Annotated in this window: 17 protein-coding genes and 1 tRNA gene; 9 read left to right on the top strand and 9 right to left on the bottom strand. The window is 55.5% G+C overall.

The features are described from left to right. Positions 1-104: 104 nt before the first annotated feature. Complete coding sequence (locus JO972_RS12610) at positions 105-1466, bottom strand: AI-2E family transporter (RefSeq protein WP_309490418.1); 1362 nt, start codon at positions 1464-1466, stop codon at positions 105-107. 130 nt (positions 1467-1596) lie between these two features. Continuing rightward, positions 1597-1911, bottom strand: coding sequence for a DMT family transporter (locus JO972_RS12605; protein ID WP_309490417.1), 315 nt, complete (start codon positions 1909-1911; stop codon positions 1597-1599). 148 nt (positions 1912-2059) lie between these two features. Here JO972_RS12605 and JO972_RS12600 point away from each other — a divergent pair, with 148 nt between their 5' ends. From JO972_RS12600 to JO972_RS12590, 3 genes are read left to right on the top strand one after another with little or no spacing between them, the layout of a single operon-like run. Further along, on the top strand, positions 2060-2509 hold the full coding sequence (locus tag JO972_RS12600) for a Jag family protein (RefSeq protein ID WP_309490416.1): 450 nt from the start codon (positions 2060-2062) through the stop codon (positions 2507-2509). Positions 2510-2536: 27 nt separating this feature from the next. After that, positions 2537-2884 carry an acyl-CoA thioesterase gene (locus JO972_RS12595; protein ID WP_309490415.1) on the top strand — a complete coding sequence of 116 codons (348 nt, stop codon included), beginning with the start codon at positions 2537-2539 and terminating at the stop codon, positions 2882-2884. 4 nt (positions 2885-2888) lie between these two features. Further along, entirely contained in the window at positions 2889-4460 is a 1572-nt protein-coding gene (locus JO972_RS12590) for an NAD(P)/FAD-dependent oxidoreductase (RefSeq protein ID WP_309490414.1), read from the top strand. 194 nt (positions 4461-4654) lie between these two features. Here JO972_RS12590 and JO972_RS12585 read toward each other — a convergent pair. Beyond that, positions 4655-4726 (bottom strand) — tRNA-Gln (locus JO972_RS12585). A 389-nt stretch (positions 4727-5115) separates the two neighbouring features. On the opposite strand from JO972_RS12585, the gene JO972_RS12580 reads away from it, so the two are divergent. The 3 genes from JO972_RS12580 (at position 5116) to rlmB (ending at position 8399) form a co-directional block, all read left to right on the top strand. Next, complete coding sequence (locus JO972_RS12580; protein WP_309490413.1) at positions 5116-5925, top strand: polysaccharide deacetylase family protein; 810 nt, start codon at positions 5116-5118, stop codon at positions 5923-5925. An 82-nt stretch (positions 5926-6007) separates the two neighbouring features. Next, the gene (locus JO972_RS12575) at positions 6008-7729 is read left to right on the top strand and encodes a dynamin family protein (protein WP_309490412.1); all 1722 of its coding nucleotides are present in this window, start codon (positions 6008-6010) and stop codon (positions 7727-7729) included. 97 nt (positions 7730-7826) lie between these two features. Then, positions 7827-8399 carry a 23S rRNA (guanosine(2251)-2'-O)-methyltransferase RlmB gene (rlmB, locus tag JO972_RS12570; protein WP_309490411.1) on the top strand — a complete coding sequence of 191 codons (573 nt, stop codon included), beginning with the start codon at positions 7827-7829 and terminating at the stop codon, positions 8397-8399. 14 nt (positions 8400-8413) lie between these two features. Here rlmB and JO972_RS12565 read toward each other — a convergent pair whose 3' ends face one another. Both JO972_RS12565 and JO972_RS12560 read right to left on the bottom strand, forming a co-directional pair. Continuing rightward, positions 8414-8935 carry a glycine cleavage system transcriptional repressor gene (locus JO972_RS12565; protein ID WP_309490410.1) on the bottom strand — a complete coding sequence of 174 codons (522 nt, stop codon included), beginning with the start codon at positions 8933-8935 and terminating at the stop codon, positions 8414-8416. Between the two features lie 60 nt (positions 8936-8995). Continuing rightward, positions 8996-9619 (bottom strand): L,D-transpeptidase family protein, encoded by a 624-nt coding sequence (locus JO972_RS12560; RefSeq protein WP_309490409.1) that lies wholly within the window; start codon positions 9617-9619, stop codon positions 8996-8998. A gap of 259 nt (positions 9620-9878) precedes the next feature. Here JO972_RS12560 and JO972_RS12555 point away from each other — a divergent pair, with 259 nt between their 5' ends. Then, positions 9879-10163 carry an FmdB family zinc ribbon protein gene (locus JO972_RS12555; RefSeq protein ID WP_309490408.1) on the top strand — a complete coding sequence of 95 codons (285 nt, stop codon included), beginning with the start codon at positions 9879-9881 and terminating at the stop codon, positions 10161-10163. A gap of 102 nt (positions 10164-10265) precedes the next feature. Here the strand turns inward: JO972_RS12555 and JO972_RS12550 are convergent, their stop codons facing one another. Together JO972_RS12550 and JO972_RS12545 are read right to left on the bottom strand one after the other, a co-directional pair. Next, a complete protein-coding gene (locus JO972_RS12550) occupies positions 10266-11174 on the bottom strand; it encodes a hypothetical protein (protein ID WP_309490407.1) in 909 nt (302 codons plus the stop codon). A 23-nt stretch (positions 11175-11197) separates the two neighbouring features. Next, positions 11198-12034: a hypothetical protein gene (locus JO972_RS12545; RefSeq protein ID WP_309490406.1), complete on the bottom strand. Its 837-nt coding sequence runs from the start codon at positions 12032-12034 to the stop codon at positions 11198-11200. Between the two features lie 47 nt (positions 12035-12081). On the opposite strand from JO972_RS12545, the gene JO972_RS12540 reads away from it, so the two are divergent. Further along, positions 12082-12441, top strand: coding sequence for a DUF3147 family protein (locus tag JO972_RS12540; protein WP_309490405.1), 360 nt, complete (start codon positions 12082-12084; stop codon positions 12439-12441). Between the two features lie 78 nt (positions 12442-12519). Here JO972_RS12540 and JO972_RS12535 read toward each other — a convergent pair whose 3' ends face one another. Together JO972_RS12535 and JO972_RS12530 are read right to left on the bottom strand one after the other, a co-directional pair. Then, positions 12520-13125, bottom strand: a complete 606-nt coding sequence (locus tag JO972_RS12535) for a L,D-transpeptidase (protein WP_309490404.1) — start codon at positions 13123-13125, stop codon at positions 12520-12522. 27 nt (positions 13126-13152) lie between these two features. Next, positions 13153-13803 carry a L,D-transpeptidase gene (locus JO972_RS12530; RefSeq protein WP_309490403.1) on the bottom strand — a complete coding sequence of 217 codons (651 nt, stop codon included), beginning with the start codon at positions 13801-13803 and terminating at the stop codon, positions 13153-13155. A gap of 209 nt (positions 13804-14012) precedes the next feature. Here JO972_RS12530 and JO972_RS12525 point away from each other — a divergent pair, with 209 nt between their 5' ends. Continuing rightward, positions 14013-16616 carry an MFS transporter gene (locus JO972_RS12525; RefSeq protein WP_309490402.1) on the top strand — a complete coding sequence of 868 codons (2604 nt, stop codon included), beginning with the start codon at positions 14013-14015 and terminating at the stop codon, positions 16614-16616. Positions 16617-16630 lie beyond the last annotated feature (14 nt).

The following is a 16630-nucleotide window of genomic DNA, read 5'->3' as shown; positions in this document are numbered from 1 at the left end:
GGTAGGATCAAATATTTAACAGCGAAGGAAACAAGCACTTTCTCCTCGTTGCTATGCTGAGAGCGTAGCCAACACTATTTCTTCCCAAAAAAAGAAAGAATTGATCACGCGAGCGCTTCGCTCGCCTCTGAATCAGGTGGTGAATCCTTGGGTTTCGATCCCTGGGGCTGGTCTTCCGGAGGCTCGTTGAACTTGCGCTGCCAGATGTAACGACGCACCAGCACCTTCACGGCAGCGGTCAGTGGCACCGCCAGTAATGCCCCAATAAAACCTCCTAACAATAACGACCAGAACAACATCGAGAAGATCACCGTCATCGGGTGTAGGCCCACTGAGTCGCCAACGATTTTAGGCGCAGTGACCAGTGAGTTGATTTGCTGCACCACGAGGAAGATCGCCACGACGGCCGCGACGTAGATCCATGGATTGTCGCCGAGGAAGTTTTGATTTTCCACCTGGCCAAAGTGGACAAAGGCGATGATGCAGGCGGGGATCAGGCAGAGGATGTTGCCGATGTAAGGAATGACGCCGAGCACCGCCATGAAAATACCGATCACCAAGCCGTAGGGAAGTCCGAAGATCCACAGGGCGATTCCCACCAGCAGTCCATCGATGAAGGCAACCAGCATCTGACCGCGGAAGAAGGAGATCAGGTAGCCGTTGATTTCCTGCAGGGTATCGATCACTTCGGTTTTGAACTTCGACGCCTTCAGCGGCACATACTCATGCCAGTGCGCCTTGATGCCGGAACTTTCCTTGAGGAAGTAGTAGAGGTAGATGGGGGACATGGCAAAACCCAGCGCCAAGCCAAAGAAGCCTAACAGTTTAGTGGTGCCGCCCTTGACCCAGGACAGGATTGTCGCGATGAGATCCTCCGGCAGCATCGAGGCCAAGCGGGTGTCTTCAAAGGGGACGGTGCCAACTTGATCGCCCTCTTCCGGAGCGGGAGGGTTTTCGCCCTCGGCGGCTTCTGGCGTGGTGGTGTCGTCAGGAAGCAGGGGGGCGAGTGTGGCGGTTTCTTGGTCGTCCGATTCCTCAACGTTCGGCGGTTCCGCTCTTTCCAGCAGGTAAGCCACCCACTTCTGTTCCTTCAGTCCGCTAAGCATGCTGACCACGTTGTTGCCTAGGTTTTCACGGTTTTCATCGTCGCTGACCTGCTTGGCGATCGGTGGAATAATCATCCAGCCCATCACGGCGATCATGATGAGGAATCCGGCAAAGACACTGATCACGGCCTTCAGCCGAGACAGGCCTTTTTGCTGTAGCCAGGTGACAATGGGATCGAGCAGATAGGCAATGATCCCAGCCACGGCCACCGGCACCAGCACCGGTTGCAAGTAGCCCAGCACCTGACCGATGAGCCAGACGAGGCCGACTAACAATAGTCCGATGATCAGAATGGCAAGACCTGTGAGTGCGCGCCAGAGGGTGCGGCGTTGGAATGAAGATGGGTAACGAGAGTTCACGGAAAGCTGGATAGGTTGATCTTGGCCGCTGGGCGGATAGGTTTCGTTAGGGGATGATCTGAAAATAATGATTTGCGGAGGAAATGCGATGGTAAAATCGTGATCGGATTGGAACGCGGGTCGCGGACTGTTAGGCCGTGATTTTCAATCCAATGACTCCGGCGAGCACCATGGCGAGACAGATCATGCGTCCGGCGTTGAGCGATTCCTCAAAAAAGCAAACTCCCCAGATCACGGTTCCAATGATGCCGATCCCCACCCAGACGGCGTAGGCGGTTCCAATTGGGATGGATTTCATCGCCACCGAGAGCAGGCCCACGCTTCCGAACATGATGGTCAAGGTGAGCGCCGTGATCCACGGACGCGTGAATCCCTCGGTGTATTTTAGGCCAACAGCCCAGCCGATTTCTAACATGCCTGCCAAAATGAGGATGATCCAGTTCATGGGGTGGGTTTTACTCGTGATGATCGATACGGTTGATAATTGGGTTGAAAACTATCAGTCGGGCATGACTTGTCCAAGGTGAAAAATGAAGCGTCAGCCGAGGAAGTGGCATTTGACGTTTCGGTGGGTTCTGTCTATCAATGCCAGCATGAACGAGGTCGCAGCTGCAGAGAAAATTCTCGATACCATGCTTACCAAGCTTGGCTTCCAGGTGGAGTATGAACAGACGTCCACTGAGGATGGTCCTTGTCTGAATATCCTGACCGACCAAGGGGCGCATCTGATTGGGAAAAATGGCAGTCGTCTCGAGGACCTGCAGTATTTGATGAACCGGATCCTGAACCGGCATTATCCGGAGGCAGCACGGGTCAAGGTGGATTGCGACCACTACCGAGCGCAGCAGGAGACCGAACTGGTGGAGACCGCGCGCGACACCGCGCACCAGGTGCTCGAGGATGGGAAACCGCGCCGTCTGCAGCCGCTCAACGCCTACTATCGTCGGATCGCGCACAATGCCATGGCGGACATCGAAGGCATCAAGACGAGCTCGCCGAAAGCCAGCGCACGCTATAAACGCATCCAGATCGAAAAGATCTGATCCGAAGCGCCCAACCTTCGCTTTTTTATGAAAACACACCGTCTCGTGATGCCGGGAGATTTGAACCAGTATGGGTTCCTCTTCGGTGGCAAGCTGCTTAGCTGGATCGATGAAGCCTGCTGGATCGCCGCCTCCATGGACTATCCGGGGCATCGATTTGTCACCATTGCGATGGACAAGGTGGAATTCCACCACGGCGTCAGCGAGGGGGTGATCTTGGAGATCGACTGCCAACGGAGCAAAATCGGCACCACTTCCGTCAGCTACCAAGTCTCGGTCATTCGAGGCAGTGGCGATGACCCGACGGAGATCTTTTCCACCTGTGTCACTTTTGTGAACGTGGATGAAACCGGCCAGAAACAGCCGATTAAATAACATTATGAATCGCATCGAAGTCGTAGACATCATTCTCGCCCTGGAACTCTCGGAAGACCAGCAGGCGTGGCGCAAGAAAATCGCCCGCAAACTGCGAGTGCATCCCAAGCAGATTGTGGAAATGCGGCTGCGCAAGCACTCGATCGATGCGCGCCAGCGTGACATCAAGGTGCAGCTCCGCATCGAAGTCGGCATTGGTATGGAGCTGGAGCCAGAGCCAGAATATCAGGCGAATTACACCGCGGTGGCGGAGTCGGCGAAGCGCATCATCATCGTCGGCTGCGGCCCGGCCGGCATGTTCGCCGCCTTACGGGCCATTGAGTTGGGCTGCAAACCGGTTGTGCTGGAGCGGGGGAAAGACGCTTCGGCGCGTCGCTTCGACCTCGGACCGATCATGCGTCAGGGCAAGGTGATCGAGGACTCGAACTACTGCTTCGGCGAAGGTGGGGCGGGAACCTACTCGGACGGCAAGCTCTACACCCGCGCGACCAAGCGAGGCCCTGTGCACGATGTCTACCAGACACTGGTCGCCCACGGTGCTCCGGCACGCATTCTCACCGATGCTCATCCGCACATTGGCTCGAATCTCTTGCCCAATGTGGTGATGGCCATGCGCAAAAGCATCATCGATGCCGGAGGGGAAGTGCACTTTGGCGCCAAGGTGGTGGAGTTTCTCAAGGATGAAAACGACCGACTTCGAGGGGTCGGCACCGCGGATGGTCGGGAGTTCACCGGTCATGCCGTGATCCTGGCCACGGGCCATAGTGCTCGTGACATCTACTCTCTGCTGGCGAAGCAAAAGGTGCTGCTGGAGAAGAAGACTTTTGCCGTCGGCGTGCGCATCGAGCATCCGCAGCCATTGATCGATAGCATCCAGTATCACTACCAGCGCGGCACCGAGCGGCCGCGGATCCTGCCTGCGGCGAGATACCGGCTTGCCTGTAAAATTGGTGGTCGGGGAGTGCATTCGTTTTGCATGTGTCCCGGCGGCTTTATTGTGCCTGCAGCCACGGAAAACGATGAGGTGGTGGTCAATGGCATGTCCCTGGCGCGCCGCGACTCACCCTTTGCCAACAGCGGCATGGTGGTCAGCGTAGATCCCGAGGACACCGCGGACTTCGATTGCGAGCACGGCATTCTCTCGGGGATTGCATTTCAGAAATGGATGGAAGTTCTGGCATCGAAAACCGGTGGAGGCGTGCAGAAGGCTCCCGGCCAGCGTGTCACCGACTTCCTCAACGAAAAAATCTCGGCCAGCTTGCCGGATACCAGCTATTTCCCGGGTCTCACCTCGGCGCCGCTGCACGAGATCATGCCCAAGTTCATTGCCAGCCGGATGCAGACCGGACTTAAAAAGTTCGGCAAAGGCATGCGGGGATATATCACCGAGGAGGCGGGTCTGCTGGGCTTCGAGACTCGCACCAGTAGCCCTTTGAGAATTCCTCGTAACGAAGGCGATCTGCAGCATCCGGAACTCGAGGGCCTCTACCCCTGTGGCGAAGGTGCCGGCTATGCTGGCGGTATCATTTCGGCCGCGCTCGATGGCATGAAGTGTGCCGAAGCGGCGGCATCCTAGCATGGTGCGACTCCCCACAAGCTAGGGCGCGCAGCGTCCTCTGTGGGGAACTGTGTCCGGGGATCTCACCTTGCAGACACACCGATGCGGATGCAGTTGGATGAGGTGCTTCAATGGCTTTAGCCTTCGGAAGAAACGATCCTGAATGTGGATCGTGGTGGGAGACTCAAGGGTCTCACGAGTGGGAGGAAAAGTAGCCCTACCAGGACTCGAACCTGGAAATGCGGAATCAAAATCCGGTGTGTTACCAATTACACTATAGGGCTCTTGGAGCAGGGCGGGTGATTCGGTTGAAATCGTTTCTCCCTGCGGACGGCGGAGTCTCTACGCTGACTCGTGATTCTTTGCAATAGCGAAATGATTAAAAAATGCATCTTTCTTCACGATGGAGGCGTGAAATACTCGAATAATCAGCATTAGGGTGTTCATTTTGTGAGGGTAAGCGAGGGTCGCTTCGTGGGTGTGAAAAAATCATTTTTTTTGCCTCATAGTCAGCTCAGGCAAAGGAAATCTCTTAATTGGCGTCGGAAGAAAAGCGTGACAAAGCATCGCCGACTACCTATCAATAAGGGCAGTTCGACGAGAACCGCTTCACCCTGCATTGATAATTACGATTTCGACCTCGTTGCGTCGTCACATCATCCTCCATCTCATTATGACTCTTAAGAATCCACTGCTGTTAGTTCTGATTTCCGCGACCACGATGTTTGTCGCCTGTTCGGCCAAGGAAAAGGCCCCGAAGAAAACGACCACGAACAATCCGAGCTACCGCACAGCAGCCCAGAAAGCGCCAGCTTTGCGCAATCCGAACATCAATTTGCCTAGCAGCTTGCCTGGTGGAGTAGGGGTCACACATTCGCGAGGACGCACTACCTTGCCCTACGTCGCCATGACTTATGACGATGGCCCGCACCCGCAGAACACACCACGCTTGCTCGACATGCTGCGCAAACGCAACATCAAGGCCACATTTTACGTGATCGGTCGCAGCGTGAACCTTTACCCGCAAATTACTCGCCGCATCGTGGCTGAGGGTCATGAGATCGGGAACCACACCTGGACTCACCCCAAACTGACCGCACTGAGCGACAGTGCTGTGCGCAGTGAGCTCAATCGCACACGCGATGCCATCATTGCCAGCACCGGCGTGAAGCCACGCACAATGCGTCCTCCCTACGGAGCGCTACGCCAGGATCAACGAGCTTGGATTTACAAAGAATACGGCTACCCCACCATCCTGTGGAGTGTCGATCCAGAAGACTGGAGACGCCCGGGTGTTTCCGTGGTCACCTCACGCATCGTCAACAATACCCGCAATGGTGGCATTGTGTTGGCGCACGATCTTCACAAACCTACCGTTGATGCCATGCCCGGCACCTTGGACGGCCTGCTTCGCAAAGGCTTCAAATTCGTCACTGTTTCCCAGCTGCTGGCGCTTAACCCCTCCACGGCTGCAACTCGCTAAGGCGGTTGCTCCGTGCCTGAACCTCCCTGTCACAAGTCCGGTTGTTGCCTGCCTTGTTATTCTGAAGTTTCCATAGACGACTATGTTTGGAGAAGAGTATTTCAAAACCCGCAAACGTCTCACCGACGTTGTTCTGCGTGTGCTTGAACTGGCCGAAAAAACCGGCGCCGAGAAAACAGACCTGCTGGAAAATGACATCACCAAGGGACTCAGCAATCCCTTCCTTTTCGTCGTCTGCGGCGAGGTCAATGCGGGCAAATCAACTTTGCTAAACGGCTTGTTTGGCGCTGATGTCTGCAAGACCAATGTGCTGCCCGAGACCGATCGGGTGCAGTGGTATCGCTACAAAGAGCAAAACGAGGACAAGCTGATCACACCTATTCTCGAGGAACGCTATCGAGCGGTCGACTTCCTCATGGATTTCAACCTGGTGGACACCCCCGGAACGAACTCCGTGGTGGAAGGTCACCAGAAGATCACCGATCGCTTTCTGCCGGTCTCTGATTTGATCTTTTGGGTTTTCCCAGCGAGTAATCCATGGGGAGCTTCAACCTGGGATTTCATTTCCAAGCAGCCGCCCGAGATGCTGGAGAAATCGATTTTCATCATCCAGCAGGCTGACCTGCGCGATGAGAAAGATCTGGATGTCATCCTCGGCCACATGCGCGACTTGTCGCAAAAACGCATCGGACTGGTGCCGCCAATTTTCCCGGTTTCAGGTAAACTGGCCATGCAGGCGAAGCTTGATCAGCCATTTGGCGACGGGCTTTGGCGCGAAAGTGGATACCCGGCGCTGGAAAAACATATCTCTGAAATTGTCACCGATTCGCCGGCACGCCGCAAGGTGCTCGGCAGTGTACGCGATGCCGCCACCACGGTGCTGCGTAACATCGAGGATATGATCGAGCTACGCACCCGCCTGCTCGAGGAAAACGAGAGCTTTCTCCGCGAAATTGAAACTGAGGTGGACAAGGAGCGCGTTTCGCAATCGTCCGATTTCTCCATCAAGTTCGCCGGTATGCGCGAGGTGTTCACCTCCCAGAGCGAAGAAATCAAGGCCTTGATCCAGCGCCAGCTGGCAGTGGGTCCCACCCTGCAGAGCTTCTTCTCGGCAGAGAACATTCCTAAAAAAATCGAAGCATCCTTGGTGGATTCGGTGAAAACAGCGGTGGAACAACAAGCCAGTGATGACGGCAAGCACCTCGTGGAAGAATGCCGCAAGCACTGGGAGACCGTGCGCCCTCGCGTGCTCGAAAAATTATCAATCCCGCTGCGCAGCTTTGAAGAAGAAACCGGTGGCTTCGGCGAGACCCGTGAACGTTTCATCACTCGCATGGGACGTGCCGCACGCCAGGCGGTGGTGAATTTGAAAATCCGTGGTGGTCTGGACATGCAGCTGGCAAACCGACGAGCCCATTTGAAAAAATGGCTCTACATGGTGCTGATTTTCCTCATGGCCTCCGGGGTGACTGGCGCGATGAAAATCCCACCGGACCCCTACATGGCGCTCGGCCTGCTTGCCTTCTCGGTGATCTTTTTCATCGGCTTCATCATCCGTGCCAAGAGCACGCGACAGGAAATCCTGCAGTCGTTCGCGGAGCGACTCGATGACGCCAAGATCCCATTTGCCGATGCCCTCGGTGGCGACTACCGCGACGGGGTGCGTGATTTTTACATCGAATACGGTAGCTTGCTGGAAAGCGTGCGCCGTCACATCGCCAATGCCAAGCTGGAGCTCCAGCCGAATTTGGAACAGTGGAACTCCTTGTTCCTTGAACTCAAAGAAATCGAGCAAGACCTTTAACCGATCAAGCGCCCCCGGTGAGCGGGGAGCGCAACGATCCATTCAATATTATATGCGCCGAAGAGGAAGAGAAGGGGAAGCCCGAGAAAATAAACACGTGCGTCGATCCGGACGACACGATGCAAGATCCGAGTCACCACAAGGCGGCGGAAAACGGGGGAAATCCAGACCGGAAGAAGATCTTTACGAGATTCTTGAGCAGCACGAGTCGCCGCTCATTCTTATCCTTGATTGCGTCCAGGATCCGCACAATCTGGGCGCCATTCTGCGCACTGCAGATGGCGCGGGGGCTGTGGCCGTGGTCGCACCCAAGGATAAATCCGCAGGAATCACCGATACCGTGCGCCGCATTTCGGTGGGGGCGGCTGACAGTGTGCCATTCATCCAAGTCACCAACCTGGCACGCACTATGCGCAAACTTCAGGAACAGGGCGTCTGGTTGATCGGCACCAGTGATGCCGGAGAAGGCACGCTCTACGAAGCCAAGCTCACCGGTCCTTTGGGGATCGTGATGGGGGCTGAAGGGACGGGGATGCGCCGACTTACCGAAGACTGCTGTGATTTTCTCATCAAGATCCCAATGGCCGGCAGCGTCGAGTGTTTGAACGTTAGCGTAGCCACTGCCGTTTGCCTCTATGAGGCGGTTCGGCAGCGCTCGCTGGAAGTTTAGAGAGAGCCGTGGGCTCAGGAGATGGTGGCCACTTCGACATTGAGGTCGTCACTGAGGCCTTCAATTGCTGAAATCAGCGCGTCGTCATCGGTGCTGTCTGGCAGACAGACGGTGCCTGAAGCGTGGAAAATCGGGTGCCCGGACATCGCGGCACTTTCGATCGCGGTGTTAAGTTCTTCGATGTTCGCCCCGGCTTTGGAGATCACCTTGGCCAGCTGGGTGACGATGCCGGGACGATCGTTGCCGAAGATATCGACCTTCAGGCAGCGGGTGTAAGGGTAGTCGGAGAGGTCGCCTTCGTTGTGGCAGGACACCTGAATGCCTTCCTCGCTGAGGATTTGCAGGTGTTTTTCGAGCTCCTTGGCCGCGTCTGGGCTATCGCAGCTGACGCGGACGATGCCGGCAAACTGCCCGCCAAGACGTGCCATGCGACTTTCCAGCCAGTTGCCACCACCGCTGGTGACAATGCCTGAGATACGACTCATAATGCCCGGACGATCGTGGGCGCAAACGGTGAGAACTATTGATGTTGCCATGATTCCGTCACTATGAACGGAAGGCTGAAAAGATGCAAGCTAGAGCTGGGTCACCAACTGTTATTTTACAATCACAGGAGTGCCAATTTGTGCATTTTCGTAAAACTTGCGTGCCATGTGGTCCGGCAGGCGAACACAACCATGCGATGCGGCGTAGCCAGGGATATAACCGGTGTGCATACCGATGGCTCCGTTGAAGCGGAGGAAGTTGAACATCGGGGCGCGGACGAAGACTTCGCCCGGACCGGCGCGGTGCTTGCGGGTATCGGCATCGTCATTGACCACCTGCCCGGTAGCGACGTTTTTGATCACCCCGTAGAGGGACGATCGGTGATCGACATCTTTTTCCGTCACCTTGAAGCTGCCGGCTGGCGTGTGGCGACCTTCGGTGCCGGTGGAAATGGGGGTCATGCCCACCAATTTGGGACCACGGTAGAAATAGGCTTTCTGCTCGGCGCGGTGGATTACAATCTTGGGAGGCCCTTGCACTCCGTCGCCATCCCAGTATCCCTTCACTAGCTCTGGATTGTTGCCCGCGTTGTCCGGTTGCACCTGCTTGGCACGCTGGCCGTATCCTGCGAGGTATTGGCTGGTTCCGCCTCCTGCTGGGTAGGGTGCGCATTGGCTCAGAAAAGCAACGGCGATTCCGGTGATGACAAGGGTGAGGATGGTGGAAATTTTCATGGTCGGTGACAGCGAGTAGTGGCTTCTGGTGACGGTAGCGTCAGTAACAATGAGATTTGTGCAAGGCATGGTCTTGTCACAATCTTGTTGTGGTTTTATCGACGGGTCAAGCTGAGTGCTATGCGAACATCTTGCTTTTTTCTATCCAGTCGCCCCAAGATACGGCATTCGCTGCCAAATCTTTCTTATTGCACCCTTCTGGCTTCAGAGGTATCGAAACGCACAGCCAATCCGGCTGCTAACTCATTCTACTACTACCATGCCTAACTACGATTATCGTTGCGAGAAATGCGGAAATGTCTTCGAAGTTTTTCAAAAGATGAGCGATGCTAAACTTGAAACCTGTCCGGAGCCCGATTGCGATGGCGCAGTCAAGCGACTCCTCGGCACGGGCGCGGGTGTGATTTTCAAGGGCAGCGGGTTTTACCAAACAGACTACCGCAGTGATTCCTATAAAAAAGGTGCCAGCAAAGACGGTGGCGGGGCCGCCAGTAAGCCCAAGTCTTCCGGTGGACATTCTTGTGGCAGTGGCTGCGGGTGCTGATCGCTATTTAGCAGCTCTACGATCTAATTTGACAATCAGGCACACTCCTTCGGTGAGTGTGCCTTTTTTATATGCAGTGGTCAGCAATCTAAGCTTTGGCTCTCAAGCCTGTGCGATCTCATTGAGCGATTGCAGCCAGGCGAGGTCTGGTGCGTGTAGCTTGGCTTCGCGGTGGGATGAGGCATCGGCGAGGCAAGTGGCATAGACGTCTGAGATTGCTTGTGCTGTCAGCTTCAACTTTAGAGCTTCTCCGGGCGTGTCGAGCTGGCTGCTGCATGGTAATTGCGGGTCGTGGTGAGGATCCTCCGAGGCCAGTGATTCTTCTAACAATGCGAGGGTGTGATCCACGACGATCTCCGGCTGGATCCTCTTCAGCTCTTTGGTGGCTTGAACGATCGCTTGTTGTTGATCTTTCTCGACCTTCCGTGTCCGCAGCCAGTCGCTGACGTGGTTGAGGCCGTGTTTTGAAAGTTTGGAACTCAGCGAGGGTAGGATCGCTTTGGCGGCAATACCTACTCCTAACAGGGGGTTCACCACTGCCACCACACCGCCGATAACCACCAGGCCTCCGGTGATGAGGTTGGATTGTTTGTCGATCTCGTCGGCCATGAGGTCGAGCCGATCCGCCAAGGGGGCGGAGAAATCCATTGAAGACTTGTTCTCTTTGCTCAGCTGCTCGGTGATCAGCGCTTCGAGCGTCTCCGCAGTTCCTTCGGCAGGAAGGTGGAAAATGCGAGCTTTTGGCAGGGCGTTTTCAGGACCCACACCGATCGGCAAGACGCGCCGGGTCACCAGCGCATAGGCGCAGGGGCTCAGGCGGTAGGGGACGAGAAAATAATGGCTCTCGTCGCGATCAGTGAGCTCGGATGTCTCCTGCGCGAGCACGGAAGCCACCAGCGGCAGCGAGCCGATGCGACTGCGGAAATAACCGATGCCGTCGTCTGCCACTTTTTTAGCTGCTTCTGCCAAATCGGTGGCCGTGCTCACCACGGGATCGAAGATCTGTTTCATGCCGGATGGCTTGGTGCTAACGACTAGAAGGGGCGGGCATAGCCGTTGCAGCGATTGTGCCAGCCTGGGGTCCAGCGTTTCTCACCTCGGGCGGGAGGCGAGTTGCGGACGCGGCGATCGAGACAGCGTTTGGCGGCGGCAGCAAACTCGGCGGCTGCCGGTTGTCCGGCGGGCACGTTCTTCATGTCCATCAGCACCCACATCAGTCCCCAGCCTTGGCCCTTGTAAGTTTCGCGTGGGTTGGTGCCGTCGCCCTTGAAGTTGACGTAATCGACCAAGGCGTAAATGCCATTCGAGGTGGTGGCCACCTTGTTGTAGTTCGCCTGAATGCGGGCGCGCTGCGCAGCGGGAGCGGCCTTCATGATTTTCGGTAGGGCTGCGCGAGATTTATAGGCAATGAACTCGGTCTGCACATTGACATTGGTAGCCAACCATTGGCGGAGTCCGGTGAGGCGCGGGCCATTGAAGTCGCGCTGGAAAGCTGCTTTGTTAGGCCATGGACAATCGGGGGCATAAGCGACAGCTGGCAGACGGTGACCACGGGCAGTGGCGTAGCGGACAAACTCAGGAAATGTCTCGGTCCACCGACCATTGAAGCCTTTGGGATACCAGATGAAGTGACCGATTCCGAGGGAGGGGAACTCTTCACCATCGTTCCAGTGGGTCAGGCCTGTGACCTTGCCGGCCGACTCGTTTTGCCAGATGCGTTTTCCTATCGCTGCTTTCTGCGCAGCTGTGAGCCGGACCGAAGCGGCTGCCGGGACTGGTGCTGCGGCGGAAACTGGCGGGGCGACACTGGGCGAGCATGCGATAAGCGTGGCCGAGAGAGAAAGAATGGTTAGCGAGGTATAAACTTGCATGATGCCGCCACGATACGCTCAAATGCGCCTGTTCCAAGAAGTTTTCCATGCCAATCATTGTCAAATATCTAATCACTGCCGCCATGGTGGTGCTGGTTTCCGAGTTTGCTAAACGCAGCGATAAGTTAGGCGCTCTGATCGCCGCCTTGCCGTTGGTTACGGTGCTGGCAATGACCTGGATGTTTTTCGAAATGAAAGGCGTGGAGCAGACAGAAAAAATTGCCAATCACGCGTGGTATACATTCTGGTATGTGATTCCCACCCTACCGATGTTCTTGCTGATGCCGTGGATGCTGCGTCGTGGTGTGCACTATGGCTGGACCCTACTCGCCGCATGTGTGCTGACGGCGGTGCTCTTTGTTCTCACCGCTTGGCTGATGAAGCGCTTTGGGATCGAGCTCATGTAGCCTCAGTGTGCGTAAAAAAAAGACCTCCTACCCGCATGATGCAGGGAGGAGGTCTGAAAAGATAGTTGCTTAAAGCGTTCAGTGAACGATGTGCACTGGAGTGCCGACTTTGGTCTTGGAGAAGATCGTTTGCACTGCAGGTTTGGGCATCCGGATGCAGCCGTTTGAGCCTGGGTAGCGATGCACGTAAGCGCTGTAGTGCATGCCGACGCCACCATTGGTCAAGCGCATCCAATAGGGCAGCGCGGAGCCCACATAGCGATCGTAGCGACCACGGTATTTCCGTCGGTCGCCACGGTAAACCTTACGTCCGTTGCGGTAGAGAGATCCGAAGATCGTAGAGCGTTTGGTGACGATTTTTTCTTTGATGGCAAACACTCCTGCGGGCGTGCGCTTTCCGGCTTTACCGGTGCAGCAAGGAAGGTCCATGGCGACCAGGTTCTGCACGCCGTCGGTGACCAGAAGTTGAGCACGCTGATCGGAAAGGTCGATTCTGACGCTGGTGTTGCTGCTGTTGGCCTTCGCCAGCACTTCCTCATTGCGATAGACCTCGTGGTTTTTCCGATAGTCGGTGCGCTGGGAAAATAACTGGTGTTGTTTCTGGGCTAGATTGGAGCTGGATGAACAGCTAACCATCAAGGTAGCCAAGGCCCCGAGAAGGCCGAGGGAAAGCAGGCGTTTCATGCGATTGTAGGGGGGAGCAGAAAACGACTAGCGCACGATGCTGACGCGGGTGCCAATGCGGGTTTTGTCAAACACCGTGGAGACCACCTTGTAGTAGGTGCGGATGCAACCGTGTGATGCGGGGTGACGTGGCACGTTGCCCTTGTGCATGCCGATGCCATCCCAAGTCAGACGCATCCAATAAGGCATCGCGGCACCCACATACTTTCCTCCTTCAGGAACCTTGTCCTTGCGGCTGTCAGCATTGGATTTAACCAAGTTGCCCTCGGCATCATAGATTTTTCCATAGGTGGTGGAGCGCTTGTCCGATTTAATTCTTTCCACAATGCGGAAGTTTCCTGTGGGCGTTGGGTAGTCGGAGCGACCCGTGGCGACTGGGTAATCCATCGCCAGTTCAGTGCCATTCATCAAGTAGCCACGCTGATCGGAGAGATCGATGCGGATGCTCGCATTTGAGGAATTGGTGCGGGCCAAGACGGCTTCGTTTTTATAAACTCCGTAATTACGCGGATAACCCTTTTGCGCTTTGAAGTGCTTGTAGCTCCCTGGCTGGTAGGGGTTCACATGGACCGCACGAAGAGGTTTCGTTTGATTGGGGTTAGGTGTGCTAGGATCAGAACAACTGGAAAGAAAAACTGAAATAGCAAGGGCTGGTAGAATGTAGGTAACTAGTTTCATGCGATAGAGTGGGGCGATCGAATGTGATGCATTACAGGAAACTAACGACACAGGCAAGCACAGTTTAAAACAGCTCATAGCGGCCGAAATGATGAATCTTATTCATGTGATGCAGGTTTGCAGTTGGTGGACCATGTATTGATTCAGTCAATGTTTCTCGAAGAAGAGTCGATTTGATCGAATCGCTATTTTCATTTGTTATGCGCAGCATGCGAACAATGACAAGCAAGGTGAGTGATGAGGTTCCGGCGATTGAAGGTGAGCCGACGAGAAGGAATTGGTTCTCGTTCTGGAGTCTGTTCACGCTACAGACGCAAAATGCATTTAATGATAAGGCCGCGCAGTTCTTACTGATTCCCCTGGGTGGCGTGCTGATGGCCACGGTGCCTGGCGCAGGTGGACTCGAATACATGCTGGGAGCCTTGATTGTGCTGCCGTTCATCTTGTTTGCCCCGCTTTCCGGCTGGGTTTCCGATCGTTACAGCAAAACTTCCGTGATCCGTGCCGCGATTATGCTTCAGTTCGTGGTTCTGGCATGGATCGGCTTAGCCGTCTGGCAGCGAAACTTGTGGATGGCCGTGGCTGGTTTCTTTATGCTCTCGGTAGAGTCGGTGATTCTTAGTCCGGCGAAACGTGGCATCGTGAAAGAACTGGTGGGTAGCAGTCGACTCGGTTTTGCCAGTGGTGTCTTGGAAATGTCGGTCGTTCTGGCTGTCTGTGCCGGCCAGATTTTATCAGGTTGGTGGTTTGATATTCGCTTGGAAGGTTATGAAAAAACATCGCCTGGTGAAATCGCCAACGGCTGGAATGCGGCCTTTTTCCCTCTGATGTTAGTTGCGGCCGCCGCGCTGCCTACGATCGCCGTGTCATTCGGAATCGAGAAAATCCCGGCGATGGGTCGGCGCAAATTTGAAAAGCGGATTTTCTGGGAGCATTTTGCCCAGCTCAAAGAGCTTTGGGTCGATCGAAGAATCCGTCTCAGCGCGGCAGGAGCTGCATTTTTCTGGGGCTTCGCCGGTTTCTTGAACCTTGCGGCCATCCAGATGGGCAAGGAGATGACTGGAGGAGGAGTTGGCTTCGGCACAGACATCGCCTTGCTCATGCTAGCTGCCAGCGGCGGGATTACTCTCGGAGGTGTGTTGGCATCTTTAATCTGCAGGAAGCAAATTGAGCTCGGACTCGTTCCGGTAGGTGGCGCGATCATGATCGTTGGTTCGCTGGCCTTGGCCGTGACGCCAATCAGCTCGATTTGGATTAAGGTGTGGTTGACCCTGGCGGGTGCCGGTGGCGCAATCTTGCTGGTTCCCCTGAATGCCTACCTGCAGGATGTTTGTCCGCCGGAGAAACGAGGCACCATCATCGCCGGAGTGAACTTGCTCGACTGTATGGCCGGAATGGTTGCGGTGCTACTGCAGGGAGTGCTGGCGAAGACAGGTGCCCCTTATTTTTTGCAGTTCACGCTGCTTGCTGCTATCGCCTTGGTCGCTACGAGTTATGCGGCGCGCATTTTACCCCAGCACCTCGTGCGCATGGTGGTGTTAGGTTTATTCCGGATGTTCTATCGTGTGCGGGTGCTGAATGCCGACCGGATACCGAAAGAGGGTGGCGTGCTTCTCACGCCGAATCATGTTAGTTACGTCGATGCCTTCATACTCTCCTGTGCTAGCCCTCGGAAGGTGCGGTTCCTAATGTTTGACGAATACTTCTCGCACCCATGGATCGGGCGGTTTGTGCGGCTGTTCGATACCGTGCCTATTTCCCAAAAACGCTCCAAGGAAGCAGTGCGGATCGCGGCAGAAGCGCTTGAGCAGGGGGACTTGGTGTGTATTTTTCCCGAGGGACAGCTCTCGCGCACCGGTTGCATGAACGAGTTCAAACGTGGCTTTGAAATGATCGCGCGGAAAGCAAACCGTCCTGTCCTGCCTGCTGTCATGGACGGTCTGTGGGGATCTATTTTCTCCTTCGAACGGAAACGGTTCATCTACAAAAAGCCCTACTGCTTGCGCTATGGAGTGACGGTGAATTTCGGCGAAATCATTGCGCCGGAAGTGGCGACCGCAGATCAGGTGCGCAACTCAGTGGCGGCACTACGAGCCGAGGCGTTCCCCGAGCGAGCCCCCATGGAAAACCCCATGTCGGTGATTGGAAATCCGGTGACTATACTCGCGGCAGACCCTGAAGTGTTAGGCGAATACCAGGCTGCGGTCGACGAGCTGAGACGAAGATCTCGATCAGAGCAAACGCAGATTGTGGCCAATGCGGTGCAGGTTGGTGATGTCAACGCTATTGGTCGGGGTCAGACGGTCATGATGGAGTGGACCGGCCTGGCCAGCTGCCGCGAGGTTGTCGCGATTGCTTTAGCTCAGTATCATGACCTCAAACTCATCTTGGTGGGGGCTGATGTCACGGCTGCGGCGGTGAAACAGTTGACCGATCAGTATGGCATCGAAGCTTACGTCGGAGGGCAAGCGCTCGCTGCCGCCTGTGTTCAAGCAGGGCTGGAACGCCGATGTTATGATTTCTCAGCCGACATCTTGTTAGGCACGCAATCTCTGCCGTGTCTGGCGGTGAAACAACGGGTGATTGCCATGTCCATGCCTCACCCTGTGGCGGTGACAACGACTAATCAACATCAGGAAGGCTATCGTGATCAAACCTGGGGTCGACTCCTGCCTGCCTTCGCTTGGGAATCCCATGAATCGAGCATCGAGCTGACGGGTGCTAGTATCGATGGGTCGCTTGAGGTGTCAGGAGTTAGGCTGGATCAGGAAGGTTTTGTGGAGCAGACTTTGCTCTCGATCGAGGAAGCTTGATCTAGCCTCTTTCG

The sequence above is a fragment of the Oceaniferula flava genome, assembly GCF_016811075.1.
Classification (GTDB): domain Bacteria; phylum Verrucomicrobiota; class Verrucomicrobiia; order Verrucomicrobiales; family Akkermansiaceae; genus Oceaniferula; species Oceaniferula flava.
The sequence above is the reverse complement of the archived record's forward strand: the minus strand, read 5'-3'. Positions and strand labels throughout refer to the sequence as shown.

Coding starts and splice junctions, on each gene's coding strand:
- JO972_RS12605 (WP_309490417.1), bottom strand. CDS start 1,911: ATGAACTGGATCATCCTCATTTTGGCAGGCATGTTAGAAATCGGCTGG.
- JO972_RS12600 (WP_309490416.1), top strand. CDS start 2,060: ATGAACGAGGTCGCAGCTGCAGAGAAAATTCTCGATACCATGCTTACC.
- JO972_RS12595 (WP_309490415.1), top strand. CDS start 2,537: ATGAAAACACACCGTCTCGTGATGCCGGGAGATTTGAACCAGTATGGG.
- JO972_RS12590 (WP_309490414.1), top strand. CDS start 2,889: ATGAATCGCATCGAAGTCGTAGACATCATTCTCGCCCTGGAACTCTCG.
- JO972_RS12580 (WP_309490413.1), top strand. CDS start 5,116: ATGACTCTTAAGAATCCACTGCTGTTAGTTCTGATTTCCGCGACCACG.
- JO972_RS12575 (WP_309490412.1), top strand. CDS start 6,008: ATGTTTGGAGAAGAGTATTTCAAAACCCGCAAACGTCTCACCGACGTT.
- JO972_RS12565 (WP_309490410.1), bottom strand. CDS start 8,935: ATGGCAACATCAATAGTTCTCACCGTTTGCGCCCACGATCGTCCGGGC.
- JO972_RS12560 (WP_309490409.1), bottom strand. CDS start 9,619: ATGAAAATTTCCACCATCCTCACCCTTGTCATCACCGGAATCGCCGTT.
- JO972_RS12555 (WP_309490408.1), top strand. CDS start 9,879: ATGCCTAACTACGATTATCGTTGCGAGAAATGCGGAAATGTCTTCGAA.
- JO972_RS12550 (WP_309490407.1), bottom strand. CDS start 11,174: ATGAAACAGATCTTCGATCCCGTGGTGAGCACGGCCACCGATTTGGCA.
- JO972_RS12545 (WP_309490406.1), bottom strand. CDS start 12,034: ATGCAAGTTTATACCTCGCTAACCATTCTTTCTCTCTCGGCCACGCTT.
- JO972_RS12540 (WP_309490405.1), top strand. CDS start 12,082: ATGCCAATCATTGTCAAATATCTAATCACTGCCGCCATGGTGGTGCTG.
- JO972_RS12535 (WP_309490404.1), bottom strand. CDS start 13,125: ATGAAACGCCTGCTTTCCCTCGGCCTTCTCGGGGCCTTGGCTACCTTG.
- JO972_RS12530 (WP_309490403.1), bottom strand. CDS start 13,803: ATGAAACTAGTTACCTACATTCTACCAGCCCTTGCTATTTCAGTTTTT.
- JO972_RS12525 (WP_309490402.1), top strand. CDS start 14,013: ATGCGAACAATGACAAGCAAGGTGAGTGATGAGGTTCCGGCGATTGAA.